Source organism: Variovorax sp. Varisp36 (genome assembly GCF_047304235.1).
Taxonomy (GTDB): Bacteria; Pseudomonadota; Gammaproteobacteria; order Burkholderiales; family Burkholderiaceae_C; genus Variovorax.
This window is the reverse complement of record NZ_JBGLYU010000042.1, coordinates 17849-40991: the sequence shown is the minus strand read 5'-3', so window position 1 is coordinate 40991 and position 23143 is coordinate 17849. Positions and strand designations below refer to the sequence as shown.

At 65.8% G+C, this 23143-nt stretch carries 21 protein-coding genes; 8 read left to right on the top strand and 13 right to left on the bottom strand.

Annotation, left to right across the window (positions count from 1 at the left end):
* Window positions 1-78 precede the first annotated feature (78 nt).
* From ACCD11_RS21815 to ACCD11_RS21805, 3 genes are all read right to left on the bottom strand, one after another.
* Complete coding sequence (locus tag ACCD11_RS21815; RefSeq protein WP_007837987.1) at window positions 79-1602, bottom strand: tripartite tricarboxylate transporter permease; 1524 nt, start codon at window positions 1600-1602, stop codon at window positions 79-81.
* A 1-nt stretch (window position 1603) separates the two neighbouring features.
* The gene (locus ACCD11_RS21810) at window positions 1604-2140 is read right to left on the bottom strand and encodes a tripartite tricarboxylate transporter TctB family protein (protein WP_413315436.1); all 537 of its coding nucleotides are present in this window, start codon (window positions 2138-2140) and stop codon (window positions 1604-1606) included.
* 140 nt (window positions 2141-2280) lie between these two features.
* The gene (locus tag ACCD11_RS21805; protein WP_007836847.1) at window positions 2281-3240 is read right to left on the bottom strand and encodes a tripartite tricarboxylate transporter substrate binding protein; all 960 of its coding nucleotides are present in this window, start codon (window positions 3238-3240) and stop codon (window positions 2281-2283) included.
* A 136-nt stretch (window positions 3241-3376) separates the two neighbouring features.
* Between ACCD11_RS21805 and ACCD11_RS21800 the strand changes: the two genes are divergently transcribed.
* Genes ACCD11_RS21800 through ACCD11_RS21785 form a run of 4 tightly spaced genes read left to right on the top strand, consistent with a single transcriptional unit; the run spans window position 3377 to window position 6798 of the window.
* Window positions 3377-4060: a response regulator transcription factor gene (locus tag ACCD11_RS21800; RefSeq protein ID WP_007836848.1), complete on the top strand. Its 684-nt coding sequence runs from the start codon at window positions 3377-3379 to the stop codon at window positions 4058-4060.
* Window positions 4057-5487: a sensor histidine kinase gene (locus ACCD11_RS21795; RefSeq protein WP_007836849.1), complete on the top strand. Its 1431-nt coding sequence runs from the start codon at window positions 4057-4059 to the stop codon at window positions 5485-5487. The genes ACCD11_RS21800 and ACCD11_RS21795 overlap by 4 nt, the downstream gene beginning before the upstream one ends.
* Before the next feature lie 19 nt (window positions 5488-5506).
* Window positions 5507-5944 (top strand): RNA-binding S4 domain-containing protein, encoded by a 438-nt coding sequence (locus tag ACCD11_RS21790; RefSeq protein WP_007836851.1) that lies wholly within the window; start codon window positions 5507-5509, stop codon window positions 5942-5944.
* A gap of 47 nt (window positions 5945-5991) precedes the next feature.
* Window positions 5992-6798 carry a PPK2 family polyphosphate kinase gene (locus tag ACCD11_RS21785; protein ID WP_007836853.1) on the top strand — a complete coding sequence of 269 codons (807 nt, stop codon included), beginning with the start codon at window positions 5992-5994 and terminating at the stop codon, window positions 6796-6798.
* A gap of 31 nt (window positions 6799-6829) precedes the next feature.
* Here ACCD11_RS21785 and ACCD11_RS21780 read toward each other — a convergent pair whose 3' ends face one another.
* Window positions 6830-7498 carry a hypothetical protein gene (locus ACCD11_RS21780; RefSeq protein ID WP_007836854.1) on the bottom strand — a complete coding sequence of 223 codons (669 nt, stop codon included), beginning with the start codon at window positions 7496-7498 and terminating at the stop codon, window positions 6830-6832.
* A 175-nt stretch (window positions 7499-7673) separates the two neighbouring features.
* On the opposite strand from ACCD11_RS21780, the gene ACCD11_RS21775 reads away from it, so the two are divergent.
* Window positions 7674-9617, top strand: a complete 1944-nt coding sequence (locus tag ACCD11_RS21775) for an ATP-binding protein (protein ID WP_413315435.1) — start codon at window positions 7674-7676, stop codon at window positions 9615-9617.
* A 34-nt stretch (window positions 9618-9651) separates the two neighbouring features.
* Here ACCD11_RS21775 and ACCD11_RS21770 read toward each other — a convergent pair whose 3' ends face one another.
* The 6 genes from ACCD11_RS21770 to ACCD11_RS21745 all read right to left on the bottom strand — a co-directional run bounded on the left by ACCD11_RS21770 (window position 9652) and on the right by ACCD11_RS21745 (window position 16863).
* Entirely contained in the window at window positions 9652-9999 is a 348-nt protein-coding gene (locus ACCD11_RS21770; protein WP_413315434.1) for an alpha/beta hydrolase, read from the bottom strand.
* A 164-nt stretch (window positions 10000-10163) separates the two neighbouring features.
* On the bottom strand, window positions 10164-11069 hold the full coding sequence (locus ACCD11_RS21765; protein ID WP_413315433.1) for a LysR substrate-binding domain-containing protein: 906 nt from the start codon (window positions 11067-11069) through the stop codon (window positions 10164-10166).
* Between the two features lie 65 nt (window positions 11070-11134).
* On the bottom strand, window positions 11135-11941 hold the full coding sequence (locus ACCD11_RS21760) for an oxidoreductase (RefSeq protein WP_413315432.1): 807 nt from the start codon (window positions 11939-11941) through the stop codon (window positions 11135-11137).
* 39 nt (window positions 11942-11980) lie between these two features.
* Window positions 11981-15058 (bottom strand): efflux RND transporter permease subunit, encoded by a 3078-nt coding sequence (locus ACCD11_RS21755; RefSeq protein WP_413315431.1) that lies wholly within the window; start codon window positions 15056-15058, stop codon window positions 11981-11983.
* Window positions 15055-16164 (bottom strand): efflux RND transporter periplasmic adaptor subunit, encoded by a 1110-nt coding sequence (locus tag ACCD11_RS21750; RefSeq protein WP_413315430.1) that lies wholly within the window; start codon window positions 16162-16164, stop codon window positions 15055-15057. The genes ACCD11_RS21755 and ACCD11_RS21750 overlap by 4 nt, the downstream gene beginning before the upstream one ends.
* Before the next feature lie 81 nt (window positions 16165-16245).
* Window positions 16246-16863, bottom strand: coding sequence for a TetR/AcrR family transcriptional regulator (locus ACCD11_RS21745; RefSeq protein WP_413315429.1), 618 nt, complete (start codon window positions 16861-16863; stop codon window positions 16246-16248).
* Window positions 16864-16967: 104 nt separating this feature from the next.
* Here ACCD11_RS21745 and ACCD11_RS21740 point away from each other — a divergent pair, with 104 nt between their 5' ends.
* Window positions 16968-18428 carry an efflux transporter outer membrane subunit gene (locus ACCD11_RS21740; RefSeq protein ID WP_413315428.1) on the top strand — a complete coding sequence of 487 codons (1461 nt, stop codon included), beginning with the start codon at window positions 16968-16970 and terminating at the stop codon, window positions 18426-18428.
* 10 nt (window positions 18429-18438) lie between these two features.
* On the opposite strand, the gene ACCD11_RS21735 is transcribed toward ACCD11_RS21740, so the two are convergent.
* Window positions 18439-19134, bottom strand: a complete 696-nt coding sequence (locus tag ACCD11_RS21735; protein WP_007836872.1) for a Crp/Fnr family transcriptional regulator — start codon at window positions 19132-19134, stop codon at window positions 18439-18441.
* A 101-nt stretch (window positions 19135-19235) separates the two neighbouring features.
* Between ACCD11_RS21735 and ACCD11_RS21730 the strand changes: the two genes are divergently transcribed.
* On the top strand, window positions 19236-20831 hold the full coding sequence (locus ACCD11_RS21730) for a tannase/feruloyl esterase family alpha/beta hydrolase (protein WP_413315427.1): 1596 nt from the start codon (window positions 19236-19238) through the stop codon (window positions 20829-20831).
* 169 nt (window positions 20832-21000) lie between these two features.
* On the opposite strand, the gene ACCD11_RS21725 is transcribed toward ACCD11_RS21730, so the two are convergent.
* Window positions 21001-21594, bottom strand: coding sequence for a recombinase family protein (locus ACCD11_RS21725; protein WP_413315426.1), 594 nt, complete (start codon window positions 21592-21594; stop codon window positions 21001-21003).
* A 144-nt stretch (window positions 21595-21738) separates the two neighbouring features.
* Between ACCD11_RS21725 and ACCD11_RS21720 the strand changes: the two genes are divergently transcribed.
* Complete coding sequence (locus ACCD11_RS21720; protein ID WP_413315425.1) at window positions 21739-21978, top strand: hypothetical protein; 240 nt, start codon at window positions 21739-21741, stop codon at window positions 21976-21978.
* A 3-nt stretch (window positions 21979-21981) separates the two neighbouring features.
* On the opposite strand, the gene ACCD11_RS21715 is transcribed toward ACCD11_RS21720, so the two are convergent.
* Entirely contained in the window at window positions 21982-22884 is a 903-nt protein-coding gene (locus ACCD11_RS21715) for a hypothetical protein (protein WP_413315424.1), read from the bottom strand.
* Window positions 22885-23143 lie beyond the last annotated feature (259 nt).

The window sequence follows — 23143 nt, the reverse complement described above, 5'->3', positions numbered from 1 at the left end:
CTCACTGCGGCAACAAAAAAAGCTGCGGCATTGCCGCAGCTTTTTTTTTGCCCGGGCTCGGGCGAGCCCCGAGGAGCGTCAGGCGTCCAGCTGTGCCAGCCGCTTCAGCTTGCGTTCGCTCATGCGCTTGGCAAGGCGCGGCAGCACCAGCACGGCCACCACGATGACGACCAGCGCGATCGACATCGGGCGCTGGAAGAACACCGACGCACTCCCCTCGCCGATCGACATGGCATTGCGCAACTGCGCTTCGGCCAGCGGGCCGAGGATCATGCCGACCACCACGGGCGCGGTCGGGAAGTCAAAGCGGCGCATCACCACGCCCAGCAGGCCGATGGCATACAGCAGGAACAGGTCGAACGCGCTCTGGCGCATGCCGTAGGCGCCCACCGTCGCGAAAATCAGGATGCCGGCGTAGAGCTGCGGCTTCGGAATCTTCAGCAGCTTGACCCACAGGCCGACCATCGGCAGGTTCAGCACCAGCAGCATCACGTTGCCGATGTACAGCGATGCGATCAGCGCCCACACCAGCGCGGCCGAGGTGGTGAACAGCTGCGGCCCCGGCTGGATGCCGTAGTTCTGGAACGCACCCAGCAGGATGGCGGTGGTGTTCGAGGTGGGAATGCCCAGCGTGAGCAGCGGGATCAGCGCGGCCGTCACCGTGGCGTTGTTGGCGGCCTCGGGGCCGGCCACGCCTTCGATGGCGCCGGTGGTGCCGAACTCGGCCTTGGCGTCCTTGTCCTTGGCGAGCTTCTTCTCGGTCGCGTAGCTCAGGAAAGTCGGGATCTCCGTGCCGCCGGCCGGGATGCAGCCGAACGGCGTGCCGATGGCGGTGCCGCGCAGCCAGGCGGGAATGGAGCGCTTCCAGTCGCGCTTGCTCATGTGCACGCGGCTGAGCTTGTTCTGGCCTTCGACCACGCGGCCTTCGTACAGCACGGCGTACAGCACCTCGGCCACGGCGAACAGGCCCACGGCCACCAGCACGATCTCGATGCCGTCGAGCAGTTCGGGCACGCCACCGGTATAGCGGCCCTGGCCCGAGATCTGGTCAAGGCCGACGCAACCCGCGGCGAGGCCGACGAACAGCGCCGTCATGCCGCGCAGCGTGCTCTTGCCGAGCACCGCGCTTACCGTGGTGAAGGCCAGCAGCATCAACATGAAATACTCGGGCGGCCCGAGCTTGACCGCGAAGTCGGCCACGAAGGGCGCGAACAGCGTGACGATGACGGTGGCGATGGTGCCGGCCACGAACGAGCCGATGGCGGCCGTGGCGAGCGCTGCGCCTGCGCGGCCGCTCTTGGCCATCTTGTTGCCCTCCATCGCCGTCACCATGCTGGCGGTTTCGCCGGGCGTGTTCAGCAGGATGGAGGTGGTCGAGCCGCCGTACATGGCGCCGTAGTAGATGCCCGAGAAGAAGATCATCGAGGCCGTGATGTCGACCTTGCCGGTGATGGGCAGCAGCATGGCCACCGCCACGGCCGGGCCGATGCCGGGCAGCACGCCCACGGCCGTGCCCAGGGCGCAGCCGACCAGGCACCACAGCAGGTTGACGGGGGTGATGGCGGCGGCGAAGCCCGCCATGAGTGCGTTGAAGATATCCATGTCAGATCCACCCGGTGTTGGTGAGGCCAGGCAGGTTGATGGCCAGGAATTGCGTGAACATCCAGAACACCGGGGCCGAGATCAGCGCGCCGGTGACGAAGTCGACGAGCCAGGTGCGCGGCGAGTTGACGCCGCCCTGCCCGCTCGCGCGGCGCAGGCCCTGCACCGCGAGCACGTAGCACATCGTGCAGCTCAGGATGAAGCCGAGCGTGGTGATGAGCGCGGCGTTGAGCAGCAGCCCCGCCGACACCCAGATGAAGCCCGGCCAGTAGGCATGCTCGGCGCCAGTAGGCGCGTCGAGCTCGCGGAAGCCGCCGGTGCGCGCCTCCCACAGGATCCAGGCGCCGCACAGCACGAGCACCACGGACACGAGCCAGGGCAGGAAGTTGGGGCCGACGCCGCCATAACCGGCTTCGGAAGAAATGCCGATCGCGCCGAAGGCCAGCGCGAGGCCGGTCAGCAGCACGCCGGCGCCGACCAGGGTTTGCGGCCACGTGGCCGAGGGTTGCGGCGAGGCCGAGGAGTCTGGAGTTGTCATTTTTTGCTCCCGCAGTCGGGGGGAAGAGAGCCCCTTCGGGGAACACCGAGGAACCGGCTTTGCCGGGCCTCAGGTGTTGCCCCCGGCAGGGGGAAGGCACGCGCGACACGAAGTGCGCGCAGCCTGGGGGTGAACCTTGTTCAGACCATGCCGGACTTCGCCATGATGGCCCGGAGGCTCGCGAAGTCGTCATCGACGAACTTGGCGAAGGCGTCGCCCGAGAGCACCGCCGGCGTCCAGTCGTTCTTCTTGAGCGACTCGGCCCACGACGGGCTCTTCATCGCGGCCAGCACCATGTCGGTCAGCGCCTTGCGCTGCTCGGCCGAGATGCCGGGCGCGCCGTACACGCCGCGCCAGTTGCCGATCTCGACGTCGATGCCCTGCTCCTTCAGCGTGGGCACGTTGATGCCCGGCAGGCGCTGCGCGGAGGTGACGGCAATGGCCTTCATCTTGCCGGCGGCGATGTATTCGGCGAATTCGCTGTAGCCGCTGCCGCCGACGGTGACGTTGCCGCCCAGGACGGCGGCGGTGGCTTCACCGCCGCCACGGAAGGCGACGTAGTTGATCTTGGACGGATCTGCGCCCACCTTCTGCGCGATCATGGCCGCGGCGATGTGCTCGGTGGAGCCACGCGAACCGCCGCCCCACTTGACGCTGCCCGGGTCCTTCTTGAGCTGGTCGACCACGTCCTTCATGCTCTTGAGCGGCGAGTTGGCCGGCAGCACGAACACGTTGTACTCGGTCGTCAGGCGGGCGATGGGCGTGGCCTGCGACAGGTTGACCGGCGGCTTGCCTGTGATGATGCCGCCCAGCATGACCGAGCCCATGACCATCAGCGCGTTCGCATCGCCCTTGGAGCCGTTCACGAACTGGGCCAGGCCCAGCGCGCCGGCGGCGCCGCCCTTGTTGTCGTAGGTGACGGTGTCGGCCACCTTGGCTTCGGTCATGGCCTTGCCCAGTGCGCGGCCGGTGGTGTCCCAGCCGCCGCCGGGGTTGGCGGGAATCATCATCTTGACGTTGGCGGCCGCCAGGGCCGACAGTGGCAGGGCACCGGTGGCGGCCAGCGCGGCCAATGACTTCAGAAAGGTGTCGCGACGCATGCGTGTCTCCTGGAATTGGAAGGAACTTGAAAGGAAGCTGACTTTTAGCTGAGCGCTATCATGCGCCGCCCCGCTGTCAGTTGGCTGTCCGCCAGACTGGGGAAAACACCAAAGTACCCATCCCTGCCGCCACCGTATGAAGCTGCTGCTGGTCGAAGACGATCCCTCGATGCAAATCACCCTGCAGCGCACCCTCGGGCGCCGCCGGATCGATGTGCGCGTCTGCGGCGACGGGGCCGAGGCCGTCGCCCAGTGGCGCGCCATCGAGCCCGACGTGGTCGCCCTCGACCTGAGCCTGCCCAACCTCGACGGCCTGCAGGTGCTGGCCCAGGCCCGCGCCGAAGGCTTGCGCACACCGGTGCTGCTGCTGACCGCGCGCGGCACGGTCGGCGACCGCATCGTCGGCCTCAACGCCGGCGCCGACGACTACCTGCCCAAGCCCTTCGACCTCGACGAGCTGGAAGCCCGCATCCGCGCGCTGCGCCGGCGCAGCCACGGCGTCGCGGGGCAGGACGCCGGACTCAACCCGCAGGAGATCGGCGGGCTGCGCTTCGAGCCCGACAACGGCGCCATCTACAACCGCGCCGAGCTGCTCGAACTCACGCCGCGCGAGCTGGCGCTGCTGAAGGCGCTGATGATGAAGCCCGGCCACGCCGTGACCAAGGAGCGCCTGTTCGAGCTGGTGTTTCCGGGCGAGGCCGACGTGCAGTACGAAGCCATCGAGGTGGTGGTGTACCGCCTGCGCAAGAAGCTCGTGGGCACCGGCGCCGTGCTGATGACGATGCGCGGGCTGGGCTACCTGCTGCGCCCGGAAACATGACCCGCGTTTCCTCGCTTCGCGCGCGGCTGCTGCTCGGCATCCTCGCGCCGATTGCGGTGTTCATCGTGATCAACAGCGTGAGCCTGTACCGCCAGAGCCTCGCGGCCGCCACCACGGCCTATGACCGCACATTGCTCGCGTCCGCCAAGACCATCGGCGAACAGCTCGACGTGGAGGGCTACGAAGACATGGCGCGGCTGCGGGCCATCGTGCCCTACTCCGCACTGGAGGCCTTCGAGGCCGACAACCGCAGCCGGCTGTTCTACCGAGTCTCGGCGCTCGACGGCAAGCTGATCTCGGGCTTTGCGGAACTGCCCTTCTGGCGCGGCCGCATTCCGGACCGCGGCGCGTATGCGGCGCTGGTCGACTTCTACGACGCGCAATTCCGCAACCAGCCGGTGCGGGTCGCCGTGCTGCTGCAGCCGGTGGCGAGCGCCACCGGCCGCGGCATGGCCGTGGTGCAGGTGGCCGAGACGCTGGAGCTGCGCGAAACCCTGGTGCGCAAGCTGCTGCTCGACATGCTGTGGCGCCAGCTGCTGCTGATGGGCGTGATCGCGCTGGTCACGGTGTTCGTCGTGCAGCGCGCCACGCGGCCGGTGCGCGAGCTGGGCGAAGCCATCGAGAAGCGCCCGGCCGACGACCTCTCGCCCATCGACGCGCCCGATGCCCCGCGCGAGCTGCGCCCGCTGATCGACGCCACCACGCAAGTGATGGGCCGGCTGCAGCGGCTGCTCGACCACCAGAAGCGCTTCGTGCGCGACAGCGCCCACCAGTTGCGCACGCCGCTGGCCGTGCTGAAGGCCCAGGTGCAGTCGGCGCGGCGCGGCGACGTCGCTCCCGAGCAGGCGTTCGGCGAGATCAGCCACACGGTGGAGCGTGCGACCACGCTTGCCAACCAGATGCTGTCGCTTGCCAAGGTGGAGCAGCTGCGCCAGCAGCCGGAATCGGTGACGCTCGACTTCGGCGAGGTGGCCCGGCAGATCGCGCTCGACCTGTCGCCGCTGGTGGCCGACAAGGCGCTCGACTTCGAGCTCGCCATCGACGAGCCAGTGCCGGTGCGCGCCCACCACTGGATGCTGCAGGAACTCACGCGCAACCTGCTGCACAACGCGATCAAGCAGAGCCCCGTGGGTGCTGCACTGTCGGTCTCGGTGCGCGCCGAGGGCGAGGACGCGGTGCTCACCGTGCGCGATTGCGGCCCCGGCATCTCGTCCGAACTGCGGCAGCGCCTGTTCGCGCCCTTCTCCGCCGGCAGCGCGTCGAGCGGCTCGGGGCTGGGCCTGGCGATCTGCCGCGAGATCGTGCTGGCGCTCGGCGGACGCATCAGCCTCGACAACCGCAGCGAGCCGGACGCGCAGAGCGGGGCCGAACAGGTGATCGGGCTGGACGCGGTCGTGCATCTGCCGCTGTCGGGGCACAATTCCTGACACCCACTCTTCGACATCCATGGACCGTCTGCGCATCGACAAATGGCTCTGGGCCGCCCGCTTCTTCAAGACGCGCTCGCTGGCCGCGGAGGAAATCGGCAAGAACCGCGTGCAGGTGAACGGCGACGTCGCCAAGGCCTCGCGCGAAGTCAAGCCCGGCGACACCGTGGCCATGCGCATGGGCCCGCTGACGCGGACCGTGACGGTGCGCGGCCTCAGTGGCCAGCGCGGGCCGGCGCCGGTGGCGCAGCAGCTCTACGAGGAAACCGCCGAGAGCCTCGCGGCGCAGGCCGCCTTCCGGGAGCAGCGCCGCGCGGGCACCGAGCCGGCCCTGGCCATCGAACAGGGCCGCCCCACCAAGCGCGACCGGCGCGAACTCGACGGCGCCGCGCGCCAGCATGCCGAATGGGACGACCGCTGGAGCGCCTCCCTGCCCCCCGAAGACGACGAGCGCTGATCGATCGCGTACGCTGTCGGCTCTTTTTCTTCACGGAGTCCCGCTTCATGGCCAGCTTCAAGAAATACCGCGCCGGCGGCAAGTTCAGGCTCTCGCACATCGACCCCGACGACACGTCGTTCTGCCATGGGGACGAGGCCTTGCAGCGCGCGGAACTCGACGCACTGGCCGTCGAGCTCGACGAGTTGCAGGACGTGCTGCACGCCGAGGGGCGGCGCAAGCTGCTGCTGGTGCTGCAGGGCATGGACACCAGCGGCAAGGACGGCACCGTGCGCTGGGTGTTCTCGCGCACCTCGCCGCTGGGCGTGCGCGTGACGGCCTTCAAGGCACCGAACGACGAGGAACGCGCACACGACTACCTCTGGCGCTGCCATGCCGCCGTGCCGCGCATCGGCGAGATCATGGTGTGGAACCGCAGCCACTACGAAGACGTGCTGGTGCCCGTGGTCGAGGGCTGGATCGACAAGGCCGAGGCGAAACGCCGCTACGCTCAGATCAACGACTTCGAGCGGCTGCTCACCGAAACCGGCACGGTGATCGTCAAGTGCATGCTGCACATCGACAAGGACGAGCAACGGGAGCGCCTGCAGGCCCGGATCGATACGCTCGGCAAGCAATGGAAGTTCAGCATGGACGACCTCGCGGTGCGCACCAAGTGGAGCGCCTACCAGCAGGCCTACGAGACCGCGCTGGGCGCCACATCGACCGATCACGCGCCTTGGTACGTGGTGCCCGCCAACAGCAAGCGGCATCGCAACGTGATGATCGCGCAGCTGCTGGTGAAGACGATGCGGCAGATGAAGCTCAAGCCGCCGCCGCCGGACCCGGCGCTCAAGGGAATGATCGTCAAGTGAGCTTGCCGGCCCCGCGCGGGGCCGTCGAGGCTCAGGAGCGGCGGGTGGGTGCCTGCGCCAGCACGCGGCACTGGCCGAACTCGCAACGCACGGCCCAGGTTCCGCCGTTGTCGCAGGGCACGTTGTAGTTCTCGTAGCCGGGGCCCTTGGCCGTGAGCTCCGCGCGCGGCTGCAGGTTGCAGCGGCCGGCCTTGGCGAGCGTCTCGACGTTATAGGTGTCGACGCCGGTACGGCGGGGCTTCGCAATGACGCCCGGGGTGAAGGTGTTGCCGTAGAACGATTCGCGCACGTTGGGGTCGAGGTTGCGATAGCCGCGCTTGGCCATGCAATGCACGATGGCGACCTGCTGGTGCTCGGCGATCAGTTCTGCATCGGGGCGGCCGTTCCAGTCGATGACGGCGGCGGTGATGCCGGTGTAGGAGGCTGCGGCGACGATGCCCTGCCCGTACACCGTGATCAGCCCGACGCCCAGCGCACCCCACATGGCGTCGCCGGTTTCGCTGCGGGCCGTGATGCGGGTCGATGCCGTGCGGCATGCCGCCACGTCGTTGTCGTAGCGCGCCTTGTCCACGCCCTCCATGGCGACCATGGGCACATAGGAAGTGCCTGTGCCCGTTCCGGGTTCGGTGGGTGTGGGCGGTGCGCTGGCGCAACCGGCCAGGCTCACGGCGGCGAACACAATGCTCAGCAGCAGCTTCATGCAATCCCTCGTCTTCTTCGCGATAGTTGCGGGGATTTAACCATACATATAGTTACTCCTGAATCACCTTGTCGTGAATGCACGACGGCGCACGTCTCGAAGTTGGATTACAAAATGAGAAAATAGGTTACATCTCGTTCGCGTCGGTTCTGAACGCTGCCCATCCGAACTCCCCTTGACCTACCGTCCCGCGCCCTTCTTCGCCAACGTGGTGCTCGTCGTTTCGATGGCATTGCTGGGCGTCATTGGTGTCTTGCTGGCCGGAACGGTCGGCTCGCAGCAGTCCCATGCGCTGTTGCACCTCACGCGGGCCGACTGGCAGGTCGACGACGCGCCTGGCTTCAGCAATCCAGCGCCTCTTCAGGACAGCAGCGCCCTGCCGAACACCTGGAAGCAGCTCGAACTGCCCCTCGCCCTCCCCATCGCGCTGCTGCGACAGGCAGAGGCCACTTCCACAAGGACGACGCGAACGACCTGGATCAGGCTGTCCGTGCGCGGCCTGCCGCCCAACCCCGGGCCGCTTGCGCTGTATGGCATCCGGATCAAGACCGACGGCACCATCGCGGTCTACGCCGATGGCCATCTGGTCCACCGGGCGCAGCAGTCGGGTCCGCTATGGAACAGCACCCGCACTCCGCTGTGGGTCCAGCTGGACGACGGCGCCGGCAGCAAGCCGCCCAGCGAGATCCTCCTGCGCCTGGAGCACACCCGGGGCGCCCAGGTGGCGCTGTCGTCGCTGTGGATCGGCCCCATCGACGCGCTGAGAGGCCGCTACGGCATGCGCCAGTGGCTGCAGCAGGAGCTGCCGGCACTGCTCAGTGCGGCCTTCATGGCCGTGGGCGTGTTCGCACTGTTCGTGTGGTTCAGGCGCCGCGACGAAACGGGCTACCTGCTGTTCTTCAACCTCTCGGCCACCTCTTTCATGCGGGGGCTGCATTTCTACGTAAGCCTGCCGATCGCGAACGACTGGTTCGCCTGGCTGACCGTCAACTCGCTTTTCTGGCTGGTGATGATCGTGCACTTCTTCCTGCGCCAATTGCACGGCCGGCAGCTCAAAGGGCTGACCTGCGGCGTGGTCGTGACAACCACCGCCATCGGCATCGCCACGATGCCCGGCCTGTCCATCGTGCAGAACACTCCCCGCGTGACGCCGCTGATCTACGCGGTCGCGGCACTGCTGGGCGCGGCGGTCTGCCTTGTGGGCGGCGTCAGCGCATGGCGCCGCTCCAACGAAGGCCGGCTGGTGGCGGTAGGGATCGGCATCTGCGTGCTGCTGGGCCTGACCGACTGGCTGCTGCAGAACAACTTCATCAGCCCCGAAGGCTGGTACATGGGGGCGTACACCAACGCCGTCACCTTCAGCGTATTCGGCGTGCTGATGTACCGCCGCTACATGCATGCCATCGGCGAAGTCGAGCAGCTCAACGCGAGCCTTGCGCAGCGCCTGCAGAAGCGCGAGGCCGAACTCGAGCTGAGCCACCAGCGGCTGCGCGAGGTCGAGCGCCTGCAGACCATCAGCGATGAGCGCCAGCGCCTGATGCAGGACATGCACGACGGGCTCGGCTCTTCGCTGATCAGCGCGATCCGCTCGGTCGAGAGCGGCGGCATGAGCGACGACAAGGTCTCGCAGATCCTCAAAAGCTGCCTGGACGACCTGAGGCTCGCGCTCGACTCCCTGGAGCCGGTCGAGGCCGACCTGCTGCTGCTGCTGGCCACGCTGCGCTACCGGCTGGAGCCGCGGCTCGAAGGCACCGGTGTTTCGCTGCGATGGGAAGTGCAGGAGTTGCCGGCCCTGGGCTGGCTCGATCCCTCGAGCGCGCTGCACATCCTGCGCATCGTGCAGGAAAGCATCTCGAACATCCTGCGGCACACGCGCGCTACGGAGATACGCGTTGGCACCTCGCTGGAGGGCGCGGGTGTGCAGGTGACGATCGAGGACAACGGTCAGGGCTTCGACGTCCAGAAGGTGATGGCCAATCCGTCCGCATCCGGACGGGGCCTGCAGAACCAGCGGCGGCGGGCGCAGGCGATCAAGGCCGTGGTCCGTTGGGAATCGAAGCCGACGGGAACGCGGTTCGTGCTGTGGCTGCCGCTGCAGCGGGAGCCACACGCGGCATGACGTTTCAGGACAACGGAATCCACTGACCGCACTCCTACTTCGCCGCGTTCACCAGCTGCGGCCGACTCTGGTACTGGGAGGGAATGGCGTCCCTGTAGTAGGCCTTGCCGGTGAGATTCTGGTTGGCGGAATGGGCCTCCTTGACTGCTTCGGCATTGACGACATCCCGGGACTTTGAAGACCCGAGCGGTGCGATGACTCCGCTCGATGCCGATTCCCTGTAAAGATCTTCCTTCTGCGCGACGGTTGCGGCCTCTGCGTCGACGTCTGCCCGGGAGCGAACGCTGGAACTTTGAAGCACGCCGTCATAGGTTTCCGCCTGGGCGGCTGAAACGAAAATAAGCGCAAGAACGGCGCCTTGAACAATTTGAATTTTCTTCATATCGGTCCTTGAGAGTTGAGTGTCGATCCTTGCTCGGCTCAAACTTTCATTGCTCTGAAATTTGTTGCCGCGTATGCGATTTTCTGGCGCCTTCCCGCCATCCTGATACGCGCATGCAGCAACGTCGTGTCTTCAAGGCGGAAACTTCGCTCCCTCGTCTTGGCTCAAGTTCTGTGCGGAGACCGCAGAGGATTGATCCGGTCCTCGAGAAAGCTCAGAAAGGCGCGCTGGACCGCGGTACTGTGTCGCCGCTGCAGATAGACCGCCGAGAGCCACATGTCGCTGCGAACGAACTCCGTCAATGCCGGGACGAGGCGACCGCTCTCGATGTACGGCCTCAGCATCACCGACGGCAGGTACAGGACGCCCGCGCCCCGCAACGCGGCCTGAATCAACGGCCCGGCTTCCGTCGCGTCCAGTCGGCCGCGCACCGCAACCTCCAATGGTTCTCCGTCCACTTGAAATCGCCACTTCGATAGGGGGTTCAGATGGATGCTTACCAGCGCATCGTGATTCGCAAGATCGCCGGGGTGCATTGGAATTCCCCGGTTTTTCCAGTACATCGGAGACGCGCACACCGTCAAATCCATCAGAAGCAACTTGCGGACGATGAGGTTCTCGTTCGCAGTCGGCCCGAAACGCAAGGCTATGTCGATCCCTTCCGCCGCCAGATCGACCTGGCGATTGGTCAGAACAAGGCTTACGCTGACCTCCGGATAGTGGCCCAGGAAAGTATTGACCAGCGCCGGAAGCTCCGTCTGATCGATACCATGCGGTGCGGAGATACGCAGGCGCCCGCTGGGCGTCAGCGCTCGTTCCTGGAGTTCCGCGCGCGTTATGTCGGCCAGCTCCAACATGGGCTTGCTTCTTTCGAGCAGCAACACGCCGGCATCTGTAAGACTGACAGCGTGGCTGTTCCTGTTCAGCAGCCGGACACCGAAACGCCCCTCGAGTGTCGCGATGTATTTGCTCACGGTTCCTCTCGACATCTCCAGATGCTCGGCGGCGCGCGAGAAGCTGCCTGAAACTGCAACCTCGCTGAAGGTTCGCAAAAGATCCAAGCTATCCAAAGCATCTCCTTTCTTGCAAGACTTTGCGTGGGATCGGCCGTTGGCCGATCCGCCTCGTCGATGCTTCAGGCGAGTCCGAGGTTCTTTCTCAAGCTCGCATCGACAGGACCAGCCGGCATGAAGCGGCGCAATTTGCTCAGCACGAATGCCTGGCCCGGTGGAGTCCAGCGCATGCGCCACGCGCCAAGCGCCGCTTCGACGATCGTGTTTGCCACGCCATCGGGTTCGGGTGCACCGTTGACGCTGCTGGCGATGGAGCGCGCTACGAGGTCGCGTTCGCGGTCATAGGCCGCGATCTTTGACTTTGCATGCGGCGAATTGATATCCAGGTTGGTCTTGGTGTAAGACGGCTCGACCAGCGTGACGCGCACGCCGAACTGGCGAACCTCATGGTCCAGCGTTTCGGACAGCCCCTCCACGGCGTGCTTGGACGCCGAGTAGAGCCCCATGTACGGAGCTGGAAGAAAGCCGAGCACCGAACTGATGTTGACGATCCTTCCGCGATGCTGTGCCCGCATGTGCGGGAGCACGGCCTGGGCCGTGCGCAGGATGCCGAGCACATTGGTATCGAGCAGCGCTGCGGCCTCGGCCGTCGCGGTCTCCTCCACCGCGCCGATCATCGTCGTTCCCGCGCTGTTGACGAGCACGTCGATGCGCGCGGCCCGGTCGATGATGGATCGGACCGCGCCCTGGACAGAAGCTTCGTCGCGCACATCCATCTCGACAAGCTCGACGCCGGGCAATGCGGGCGCTTTCGCGAGGTTGCGCACGGTACCGAATACCTGGCAACCCCGCTCGGCAAACTTCTGTGCGGCGGCGCGTCCGATGCCCGACGACACGCCGGTGACCACGACCACTGTTGAATTCGACATTGCAGTTCCTCGATACAGGTGAATGGGATGAAGAGCGGATCAGTGCGCAGGCCGGCTGCCGTGGCCGGGTCTGATCCTGAACCAGATGGAATACATGGCCGGCAGGAACACCAGCGTCAACACCGTTCCCGCCAAGGTGCCGCCGATCAGCGTGTAGGCGAGCGCTCCCCAGAACACCGAGTGGGTCAGGGGGATGAAGGCCAGGATCGCGGCGAGCGCCGTCAGGATCACCGGCCGTGCACGCTGCACGGTGGCTTCGACGACCGAACGGAAGGGGTCCAGTCCCTCCTCCTGGTTGTGGTGGATCTGCCCGATCAGGATCAGCGTGTTGCGCATCAGGATGCCCGACAGCGCAATGAGGCCGACCAGTGCATTGATGCCGAATGGCTCCCGGAAAAGAATCAGGGTGGGAACCACGCCGATCAGACCCAGCGGGCTGGTCAGGAAGACCATGACCATCGCGGAGAGGGAGCGCACCTGCAGGATGATGATGAGCAGCGTGACCGCCAGCATGATCGGGAACAGCGGCAGCATGGCCTTGGTCGCCTTGCCCGACTCCTCGATGGAGCCGGCCTCCTCGATGCGGTAGCCCGCCGGCAGCTTGTCCATGATCGGCTGCAGTTGCCGGGTGATGACCGTCGACACGTCCGGCGGCTGCAAGCCATCGGCGATGTCGCCATGGACGGTGATCGTGGGCATGCGGTCGCGCCGTCGCATGACCGGCTCTTCCATGCGCACGTCGACCTCGCCCACTTGCGACAGCGGAATGCGTTGCCCGTTGGCGCCGGACAGCGTGAAGTCTGCGATCCTCGCCGGATCGAGCCGGGTGGCGCCGGCCGAGCGGGCCACGACCTGCACCGTGCGGATGTCCTCGCGCACTGCGGTGACAGGCACGCCGCTCAGGAAGAACTGCAGCTGCTGCGCCACCGCGCTGGAACTCAGCCCCACGGCCTGCAGCCGGTCCTGGTGCAAGGTGAAGTGCAGCGTGGGCGTGCGCGTGCCCCAGTCGGTATTGACCGTGCGCATCGTCGGACTTGCATCCATGACCTGCTGCACTTCGGCCGCGATCTGGCGCAGCTTGTCCGGGTCCGGCCCCGAGACCCGATAGGCGACAGGGAACGGCGAATAGGGCCCGAACACGAGCTGGGTGACACGCAGGCGCGCCTCGGGGGCCAGGCCATCGGCGATCGCCTGGCGAAGCCGGTGCTTCAGCGCGTCGCGCTCTTCCTGGCTGCCCGTGCGCACCACGATCTTGGCGAAGGACGGATCGGGCAGCTCCGGACCCATCGCGAAGTAGAAGCGCGGCGCGCCCTGTCCGATGTAGGCCGTGACGATTTGCGCTTCTTTCTGCCTGGCCAGCCATGCCTCCACCCTCGCCGCGGCGTCGCTGGTCTGCGTGATCGACGTGCCATAGGGCATTTGCACCTCGACCAGGACCTCGGGCCGGTCGGAGATGGGGAAGAACTGCTTCTTGACCAGTCCCATGCCGAGGATGGCCGCGACGAAGAGGCCCACCACCGCGCCGGCGACCAGCCACTTGCGCGCAATGACGCGCCCGAGCACCGCGCGCAGGCGGTTGTAGCGCGGCGTGTCGTAGATGGCGGCATGGCCGCCCTCGACCTTCTTGAAATCGGGCAGCAGCTTGACACCCAGGTAGGGCGTGAAAACCACGGCGACGACCCAGGACGCGATCAGCGCGATGCCGACGATCCAGAACATGTTGCTGGTGTATTCGCCCGCGGTCGATGGCGCGAAGCCGTTGGGCATGAAGCCGACGGCCGTGACCAGCGTGCCCGAGAGCATCGGCGCCGCGGTATGGCTCCAGGCATAGGCGGACGCGGCGACGCGGCTGTAGCCCTCCTCCATCTTCACCACCATCATCTCGATGGCGATGATCGCGTCGTCCACCAGCAGGCCCAGCGCCAGGATCAGCGACCCCAGCGTGATGCGGTCGAAGTTCTTGGCGGTAGCGGCCATCACCACGAAGACGATCGCCAATGTCAGCGGCACGGCCGCGGCCACCACCAGGCCCGCGCGCCAGCCCATGCTCAGGAAGCTCACCAGCATCACCACCAGCAGCGCGGCAAAGAACTTGACCATGAACTCATCAACCGAGGCGCTGATGTTGACGGCCTGGTCCGTGACCTTGCTCAGGCTCATGCCCAGCGGCTGCTCGGCGTTGATGGCACCGACCTCGTGATCCAGCGCCTTGCCCAGGTCGAGCCCGTTCCAGCCTTCGCGCATGACAACGCCCAGCAGAAGGGCAGGCTCGCCGCCGTTGCGGATCATGAAGGTCGCCGGGTCTTCATAGCCGCGCTTGACGGTGGCGATGTCCGACAGCTTCAGGGTGTGGCCCTGTGCCACGACCGGCGTGTCGCGGATCTTCTGCAGCTCGTCGAAAGACCCGTCCAGGCGGATGAACACCTGGGGCCCCTTGGTTTCGACGGAGCCCGCCGGCGTCAGGGCATTCTGGCCATTGAGCGCGCCGAACACATCCTGCGGACCGATACCCAAGGTTGCCAGGCGCTCGTGCGAGAACTCGACAAAGATGCGTTCGGATTGCTCGCCGGCGATGTTGACCTTCTTCACGCCCGGCACATGCAGGAGGCGCTGGCGCAGCGTCTCCGCGTCGCGCACCAGCAGGCGCTGCGCTTCGCCCTTGGCCTTGAGCGCGTACAGCGCAAAGGTGACGTCCGCATATTCGTCGTTGACCATCGGCCCGATCACGCCGGACGGAAGGTTGCCCGCCTCGTCGCCGACCTTCTTACGGGCCTGGTAGAACTGCTCCTGCACCTGCGAAGGCGGCGTGCTGTCGAGCAGGGTCAAGGTCGTGAAGGCCAGGCCGGGCCGGGTGTAGGTCTCGGAGCGGTCGTACCAGCGCAGCTCCTGCAGGCGCTTCTCGATCTTCTCGGCCACCTGGTCCTGCATTTCCTGTGCGGTGGCGCCGGGCCAGGCGGTGATGATGGTCATCACCTTGACGGTGAAGGCAGGGTCTTCCGCGCGGCCCAGCTTGAAGAATGAGACAAGACCCGCGAGCGAGATCAGGAAGATCAGGAACAGGGTGACCGAGCGCTCGCGCACTGCGAGCGCCGACAGGTTGAAGCGGCCTTCGCTCACGGACGGGCTCCCTCCGCCGCAGCGGCCTGGCCCGCCACACGCACCTGCTCGCCTTCGCGCAGCAGGTGCGCGCCGAGCGCAACGATCCGGTCGCCTTGCTTGAGCGAGCCGGCAACGCGCGCACCATCGTCATCGAGGTGCTCGACCACGACGGGCCGCCAGCTGACCTTCGCCGGTTCACCGCTGATGATCCACACGCCCGGCCCCTTGCCCGCGTCGAACAGGGCGCCGATCGGCACCTGCAGGCCGCCTTGCGCGGCGGGAAGCCCGTCCGGGATCCGGATGGTGACCGTGGCCCCCAGCGGTGCATTGGCGAGCTCGCCCTTGAGCACATAACGCGCCTCGAAGGTGCGGGTCAGCCGGTCCGCGGCGTCCGAGAGTTGCCGCAGCGTGGTCGGCACCGTCACGCCCTCCTTGCCGAAGAGCGTGGCCTGCCCGGCGGAACCGACCGCCGGCCGCAGGGTTTCGGGCAACTGGACCACGGCTTCGCGCGGACCGGCGCGGGCCACGCGCACCACGGCCTGCCCAGCGCTCACGACCTGGCCGGGTTCGGCCAGCGTTTCCATGACGACGCCATCGCCGTCTGCCATGAGCTCGGTATAGCGGCTCGCGTTGCGGGCCACGTCGGCCTGGGCCTCGGCCGCGCTGAGCTGGGCTTTGGCGGCGTCCGCGGCCGCCTTGATCTGGTCGTAGGCCGAGGCCGAGATCGCGCCGGTGCCGCGCAGGTCGCGGTAGCGGGCTTCGTCCTCCGCCGTCTGCCGCGAGCGCGCCCGCGCCGCGGCGACTGCCTCCTGCTGCGCATGGGCCGCCAGATTCAGATCGGCGGGGTCGATGCGCATCAGCAACTGACCGCGTTTGACGGCCTGCCCCGCGTCCACGAGCCGCTCCAGCACCTTGCCGGAGACGCGAAAACCCAGGTCGCTCTGGACCCGGGCGGCTACGGTGCCGGTGAAGGCGCGCGATGCAGCGCCGGCCCCCTGGACGGAGGTGACGCGCACCTGCGGCGCCTGCGTGCGTGGATCGGAGGGCGTTGTTTCGCCGCAAGCGACCAACGCCAACGGCAATGCGCAGATGACTGCAGAAGTGGCAAGGCGGCGCCAGAGCATGAGAGTCCCAGTGACGAAGTGATCGGGACCGCCATTCTGATACTAGTGACCAATTCAGTCAATGGTCACATCTCTTTTTTGTCAAGGCGACAGGCTGCGCAGCACCAGGCCCGACAGTTGTGCCGGCGCTTCGGCCGTGTGGTCGAAGCTGTGCTGCAGAAGCAGCGGATTGATGTAGGGGTGCATGACGAGATAGATGGCCCCCGCCGCCTCATCCAGTGGCGTCTTGCGCTCGAACTCCCCCATTTCACGGCCTTCACGCAGGATGTCGTGGAGCAACTGCCGAATGCGCTCTTCATGCGTGATCGCCGACTGCCAGCGCTCGGTCGCCGCAGAAATCGCGATCTCGTAGAGCTTGCGATCCTGGGAGAACAGGCGAAGGCTGGCTTCGACCACCGACTTGAACATCCGGCGCAGCTTCTCGGGAGGGCGATCGGCGCCTTCGACGGCCGCCCGGATCTCGGCTTCGATCTCGCGCAGGCAGTTCGCACAGATCATCTCGCCGATGGCCTGCTTGGACTCGAAGAACTTGTAGATGTAAGCCTTGGAGAAACCAATGGCTTTGGCGAGGTCGGAAACGGTGGTCTTCTCGTAGCCATACCGGCTGAAGTGCTCCGTGGCCGCGAGAACGATCTGGTCCCGCACGTCGTGGTCGGCCGGGCCGCGTGCAGAAACGGAAGAAAGGGTGGCTTTGCTCATGCCTGAAGCTTAGCGCCTCCCCTGAAAATCAACAACGAGTGACCATATTGAATTATAGTCACTTCATTCGTCACGCTTTTCTTGACCATCTTCCGGAAGAAGCCATGCTCCAACGCACCCTTGCCACGCTCTTCGTTGCCAGCCTCGCTGCAGGATGCGCAGTCGGCCCCGACTATGTCCGGCCTGAGGCGCCCTTGCCCGAACGGTACATGGGCCAAGCCGCCGTCGATCGACGCCCTGCCACCTCCAATGCCGATCTCACCGCATGGTGGATGGGTTTCGGCGACCCGCAACTGGCCCGGTTCGTCGCGCTGGCGCTGGCGCAGAACCTTGACCTCGCGCAGGCGTCCGCGCGCGTGGCCCAGGCTCGCGCAGGAACCGGGGCGGCGAATGCTGCCTTGCTGCCGTCAGGAAATGTCAGCGGCCAGTCGGCCAGGGCCTACCAGTCGGTTGAAACGCCCCTGGGACAGGTGTTGAACTCGAGGCCCGGTTTCGATCGTTACGGCAGCGCCTACGAGGCCAATCTCGGTGCGAGCTGGGAACTGGACGTGTTCGGCGGCCTGCGCCGTGGACGCGAGGCGGCGCAGGCGGACTACCGGGCTTCGGAAGCAGGCGCGGCCGCCACCCGGTTGGCGGTGGCGGCACAGACCGCCGATATCTACATCAGCATCCGGGGGCTGCAGACCCGGCTCGACGTGGCGCGCCGGCAGGTGCGCACGCAACAGGACTTGCTCTCCACGGTCAACCTTCTCTATGGCAAAGGGCTGGCGGCTGAACTTCAGGTGCGGCAGGCCGAAGGTGCACTTGCCCAGGTTGGAGCCTCCGTCCCGGTCCTGGAGGCGGGCCTGGACGCGGCCATGAACGCGCTGGATGTGATGCTGGGCTCGCCGCCGGGTACGCATCGGGCGGAACTGGCCGAGGCCGGTGCCATACCGGTCGCCCCGCAGATCAGGGACGCGGGCTCGCCGGGCGAGTTGCTCAGGCGACGGCCCGACCTGATCGCGGCCGAGCGCCGCCTCGCCGCATCGAACGCCCGGATCGGGGTCGCCGTCGCGGAGTACTACCCCAAGTTCTCGCTGAGCGGGCTGATCGGCAGCGCGACGTCGGTGTCCGGCGGTCACCTGTTCACCGGCGGTGCCAGCCAGGCCGCCGGGGTGCTGGGCCTGCGCTGGCGCCTGTTCGACTTTGGCCGCATCGACGCGCAGATCGACCTCGCCAAGGGACAGGATGCGGAGATGCTCGCCGCGTACCGGCTGGCCGTGCTGCGCGCCACCGAGGACGTGGAAAACGCCTTCTCGGCGCTGGTCAAGCGCGAGGAGCAGGCCAGCACGCTCGCGCAGGGCGTGGATTCGCTCGGCCGCGCGCGAGGCGCTTCATTCGCGGCCTACCAGAAAGGCGCGGTCAGCCTGATCGAAGTGCTGCAGGCAGACGAGAACCTGCTGCGCGCCTCCGATGCACGGGCCCAGGCGCAAACCGAATCGGCACGCGCCGCGGTGACTGCCTTCAAGGCACTGGGCGGGGGTTGGCAACCCGGCAGCAAGTCCGAGGTGGCGGCCATCGAATAGCCCAAGGCCCTCACTCCGCGTGTTCGCGCGCATACAGCCGCAGGCCGTCGACATCCAGCACGTCGATGCTGCCGTAGCGGATGTGAAGCAGGCCCGCGTCCTCGAGTTCGTGCAGCGCGCGGTGGGCGATCTGGCGCGAGATACCGGCCAGCCGGCCGATCTCTTCCTGCGATATGTGCAGCACAGGATTGGTCTGGGGGTTGAGCTGCGGGTTGAAGAGTTCGGCCAGGCAATGTGCCACTCGCGAGTTGATGTCGTGCATCCGATAGCCTTCAGCGAGGGCGATGAACTGGCCAAGCCTTGCGTTGAGCTGGTTGATCATGAAATGGCAGAAGGTCAAGCTGTTGGCGACCAGGTAGTGGAAGGTCGAGCTCGGCATCAATGCAATGCGGCTGTCTCGCAGCGTCGCGACACCGTAGGGACGCGACTCTCCCTTCAGAACGGATCCTTCTCCAAGCCACCCTCCATCGGATACCCCGGTCAAAGTGGTGCTTCTGCCATCCGCCGAAAGAACATCCACCTTGACCATGCCTTCGACGACCCCGATCCAGTGCGTGGCCGGGCTCGATTTCTGACAGACGATTTCGCCGGCCGAATAGAAACGATCCTGCGTTTCCTGCTCGACGCGCTGAAGCTGTTCTTGCGACAAGCCGCGAGCCCAGGCAGCCGCTCGCAGCATGGCAATGGTCTGCACGTGCTTTGTCATTGGAAAGACTTTCTTCCTCGACCGTAGTGCCTAGCATGCGCTGCGCAGGCGATGGTCCGGGCCGCCTGAGTTTATGTGGCAGTACGAACAGGAGACAAATCATGAAAAACCCTCTCTCGATGGCGCGCTGCGCTCTTGCGTGCATCCCCATCATGCTGGCGGCTTGCGGCGGCGGCGGCGGGAGCAACCTGCCGGTGTTGTTCCCCACGCCTGCGCCGACATCGACCCCGCCGCCAGCGCCCGCGCCCGCACCAGCCCCAGTCGCGTCAGCGCAGGAGAAGTGCACGGCCTTCGCCGGCGCCTCGCTCGCCGGTGCGTCGCTGAAAGACGCCAAGCTCGTCGCCGCAGCGGCGGACTCCGCGGAGTATTGCAAGGTCACGGGCACTCTTCATGGCACGCTCAACTTCGAGGTGCACCTCCCCACCGCGTGGAACAACAAGCTCCTGTATGCCGGCGGTGGCGGCTGGGACGGCAGCATCAACATCACGCCCATCTCGCCCAGCGGGTCCACCGCAGGCTACGTGCTCGTGGCCTCGGACGGAGGGCGCCAGGGAGACGCCTTGGACGCCTCGGTCTTCCTGAACAATTCCGCGGCACAGGCGGACTTCGGCTATCTCTCGATCCACTCGGTCAATGAGGTCACCAAGGAGATCGTTCGCCAGCGCTACGGCTCGGATGCCACGTTCAGCTACTTCGAAGGCTGCTCCAATGGCGGCAGAGAGGCGCTGATCCAGGCCACGCGCTTCCCGAACGACTTCGACGGCATCGTCGTGCGTGCGCCGGCCTACTCTTTCACCGAACTGTTCCAGGCCTTCGTTGCGAACGGAAAGGCTCTCGCGGCACCGGGTGGACAGCTCAGCGATGCAAAGGCCTCGCTTATCGGCAAGACCGTCGCCGCGCAGTGCGATGCGCTTGACGGCATTGCGGACGGCATCGTGAGCAACCAGGCCGCCTGCGCCTTCGACCCGGCGGTGTTGCGCTGCACGGCAGGAGATGCGGAAACCTGCCTGACCGACCAGCAGATAGCGACGGCCAACACGATCTATTCCGAACTCAAGCGTGCGGACAGCACGAGCGTCTATCCCGGCTGGGGCCCCGGCGGCGAGAACCTGGGCTGGCCCCTGTGGGTGACCGGCTCCGCCATCGGCGGCACCGGCCTCCAGTTCATGTTCGGCAGCGGCCTGGTGAAGTACTGGGTCACGGGCGACCCGGCCTTCAACGTGCTGGGCTTCGATCCGGAGCTCTACTCTGCGGGACTGCGCCTCGCGGCCACAACGCTCGATGCGACGCCCGACCTCCGCTCCTTCTTTGGACAGGGCGGCAAGATGATCCTTGCTCACGGAACGAATGACTGGGCGATCAGCTACAAGGGCTCGATCAAGTACTTCAACGATGTCGCGACCGCGGTTGGTGGCGCGTCCACGCGGGATGCCTCGATGGAGTTCTTCCTCCAGCCGGGCGTCCAGCATTGCTCTGGCGGGGTCGGCCCTGACACCGTCGATCTTGTGGACGCTGTCGTGAAATGGCGAGAAGGTGGTGCCAAGCCCTCCGCGCAGAGCATCGTGGCGAAGAAGCTCGATCCGGCGACCAAGGCCGCCACGCTGGCGCGCCCCTTGTGCCAGTACCCGACCTTCCCGAAATACAAGGGCAGCGGCGACGCGAACTCAGCCGACAGCTACAGCTGCCAAGGTTCTTGAGGACCGAGGAAAGCCGCGAGACTTGGCTCCGTCGGAAAACGAAGATGAACAACGCGCCGCCGAGCGCTTCAGGACGATGCTCGCCGCTTTCCCGGAGCATGAAAAAAGCCCCGCCGATCACACGATCAACGGGGCTTCATCAACTTGGCGGAACCGGATGTTTACGGCCCTACACCTTGCCGCGCTTGAGGTAGTCAGCGCCCTTCGTCACTCGGTACACAGCACGCTTCACAGCGGACACGGACACCCCGTGCTTATTGGCTAACTCTCGGTAGGTCACTCCCCCCTCCCGATACGCAGCAACCACCTCGGCTTCAGCATCAGGTTCCAGGCTACGCACGCGCCCCGGCTCCCTACCCCGCTCACGTGCTGCGATCTGCCCCGCAATAGACCGCTCCCGGATCATCGAACGCTCCAACTGAGCAACTGCCCCCAGCATTTGCACGACGAACACCCCCATACTGTTTGTCGTATCCAGCGGCTCAGTCACGCTTTTGATCGTTGCGCCAACCCGCTCCAGCCGCCGCAAGATATCCAGCAGATCGAACAAGCTGCGTGCTATGCGATCAACCTTGTAGACCACCAGCACATCGCCCTCGCCTAACGCCGCCAAGCACCTCGCTAACTCCGGCCGTCCCCTCTGCGACGCCCCACTGGCTTTCTCCTGAAAAATCAAATCACAGCCAACGCGGTTCAGCGCATCAAGCTGCAAATGCGTCTCCTGTTCCCGAGTGGAGACACGTGCATAACCATAGATCGTCATAGAACCCCGAACGAGGCGGGGTCCAAGGCGCGACCTCCCTCCGATAGACACGCCTAACCCCTACGCGCTTAGGCCCCGAGCGCCTTGTGGCGCTATTATTTTGATAGCATAGTACATTTAGGTACAAGTCACACGGAGGCCCTCATGCCAGTCGATCGCGAGTCACAAAAAATCATCGAATACTTCGAGATGCTCGGCATGCGGATATTCATCGCCGAGCTCGTATGGACCGTCATTGGCGCCGCGATCTTCTTCGGCCTGCTGTACCTGACACTGCGCTACGCGATCCGAGATGGCCTACGAGACTCCCAGCGCGAAGACCGACGCGTAGCCATCCCACGCGAACGAGACCGCATCAGCGCACCCGACATGCGCGCAGACTGAAGCTCAAGCCGCACGACGCATACCCGCATCGTTTGCCGCACGCCCCAGCGGGTCGGGCTCGCTGTAGAGCAGCCACATCGTGTTCAGCTTATTGCACATGTGTTGCACTACCGAATGCCCCTCGGGCAGCTCCCACGCGAGGCTGATCGCCTCCGCCATCGACGTTCCAGGGAAATGCATGATCGACGCAGCCGGAGGCGTGAGGCCCCGAGAGCTATCCCACATGCGCGCACCCGTCTCGCCGTCACCATGGTCCTTGGTGAGGTACTTGGAGACGTAGCCCGCAATCTTGGCCGGGCTGCGATACCGATTGAAGCGGCCGTCCTTGCCCCCGACGAAGCACAGCCCGTTGTTGACGCCCACCACGTCGCGCCAGAGGGCCGTACCGACCTTCCAGCTAAGCACCTTGACGCCCTTGTGCTGGATCAGCATAGGAAGGCGATCACAGGCCACGTGGACGTGCCAAGCACCGCGTTCCTGCCGCTCGAAGCCCCACACCCCACGGAAGCACGGAAGGGCCTTACGCATCTTGCGCAACCACGCTGCGAAATGTTTGCGGCACAGCGCGAGATCCTGCTGATTCGCCCGGTAGGTCAGGGTCAGCATCTCGTTGAAACCGGCTTTCTTGATCTTCCAGCGGCAATTGCGCTTGGCACGCTGACCGGACTTCCAGGCTGATCGCTTGGCACGTTCCTCGAGCATGCGTTGTTCCTCGAGCGTGCCGGACTGGTCGACCTCGACGACATGGCAATCGGGGTCATCGGGATCACTGGTACCGGGAATGTAGAGGTAGCGCGGCTGAATCAGCGTCTCGCGCTGGCCGTTGTCAAACTGCTGGACCCGGACGGTCACCCCATCCTGCACTTTCTCGCACCAGAAGCCTTTGTGCTTTACCATCGCGCTCATATCGCATCCCTCGAACAATGTTGCGGTATCACGTCCCCGGTGGCCTGCCAGCTACGCGGGGACTTTCTTTTGGCCCTACGGGCCTGACTCTCAACCTACCGTTTGCACCTCGACCGACTGCTGTTTGCATGTGCCGGTCGTAATGTGTTCTTTTAATAAATTAAGGCCGCGCTGCGCGCGGCCTTGGTCCTCGTACCTCGGCCCTGCGGCCGGCTCTGCGCGTGCCATGGCCACCACAGCAGCACCAACCACCGACAGA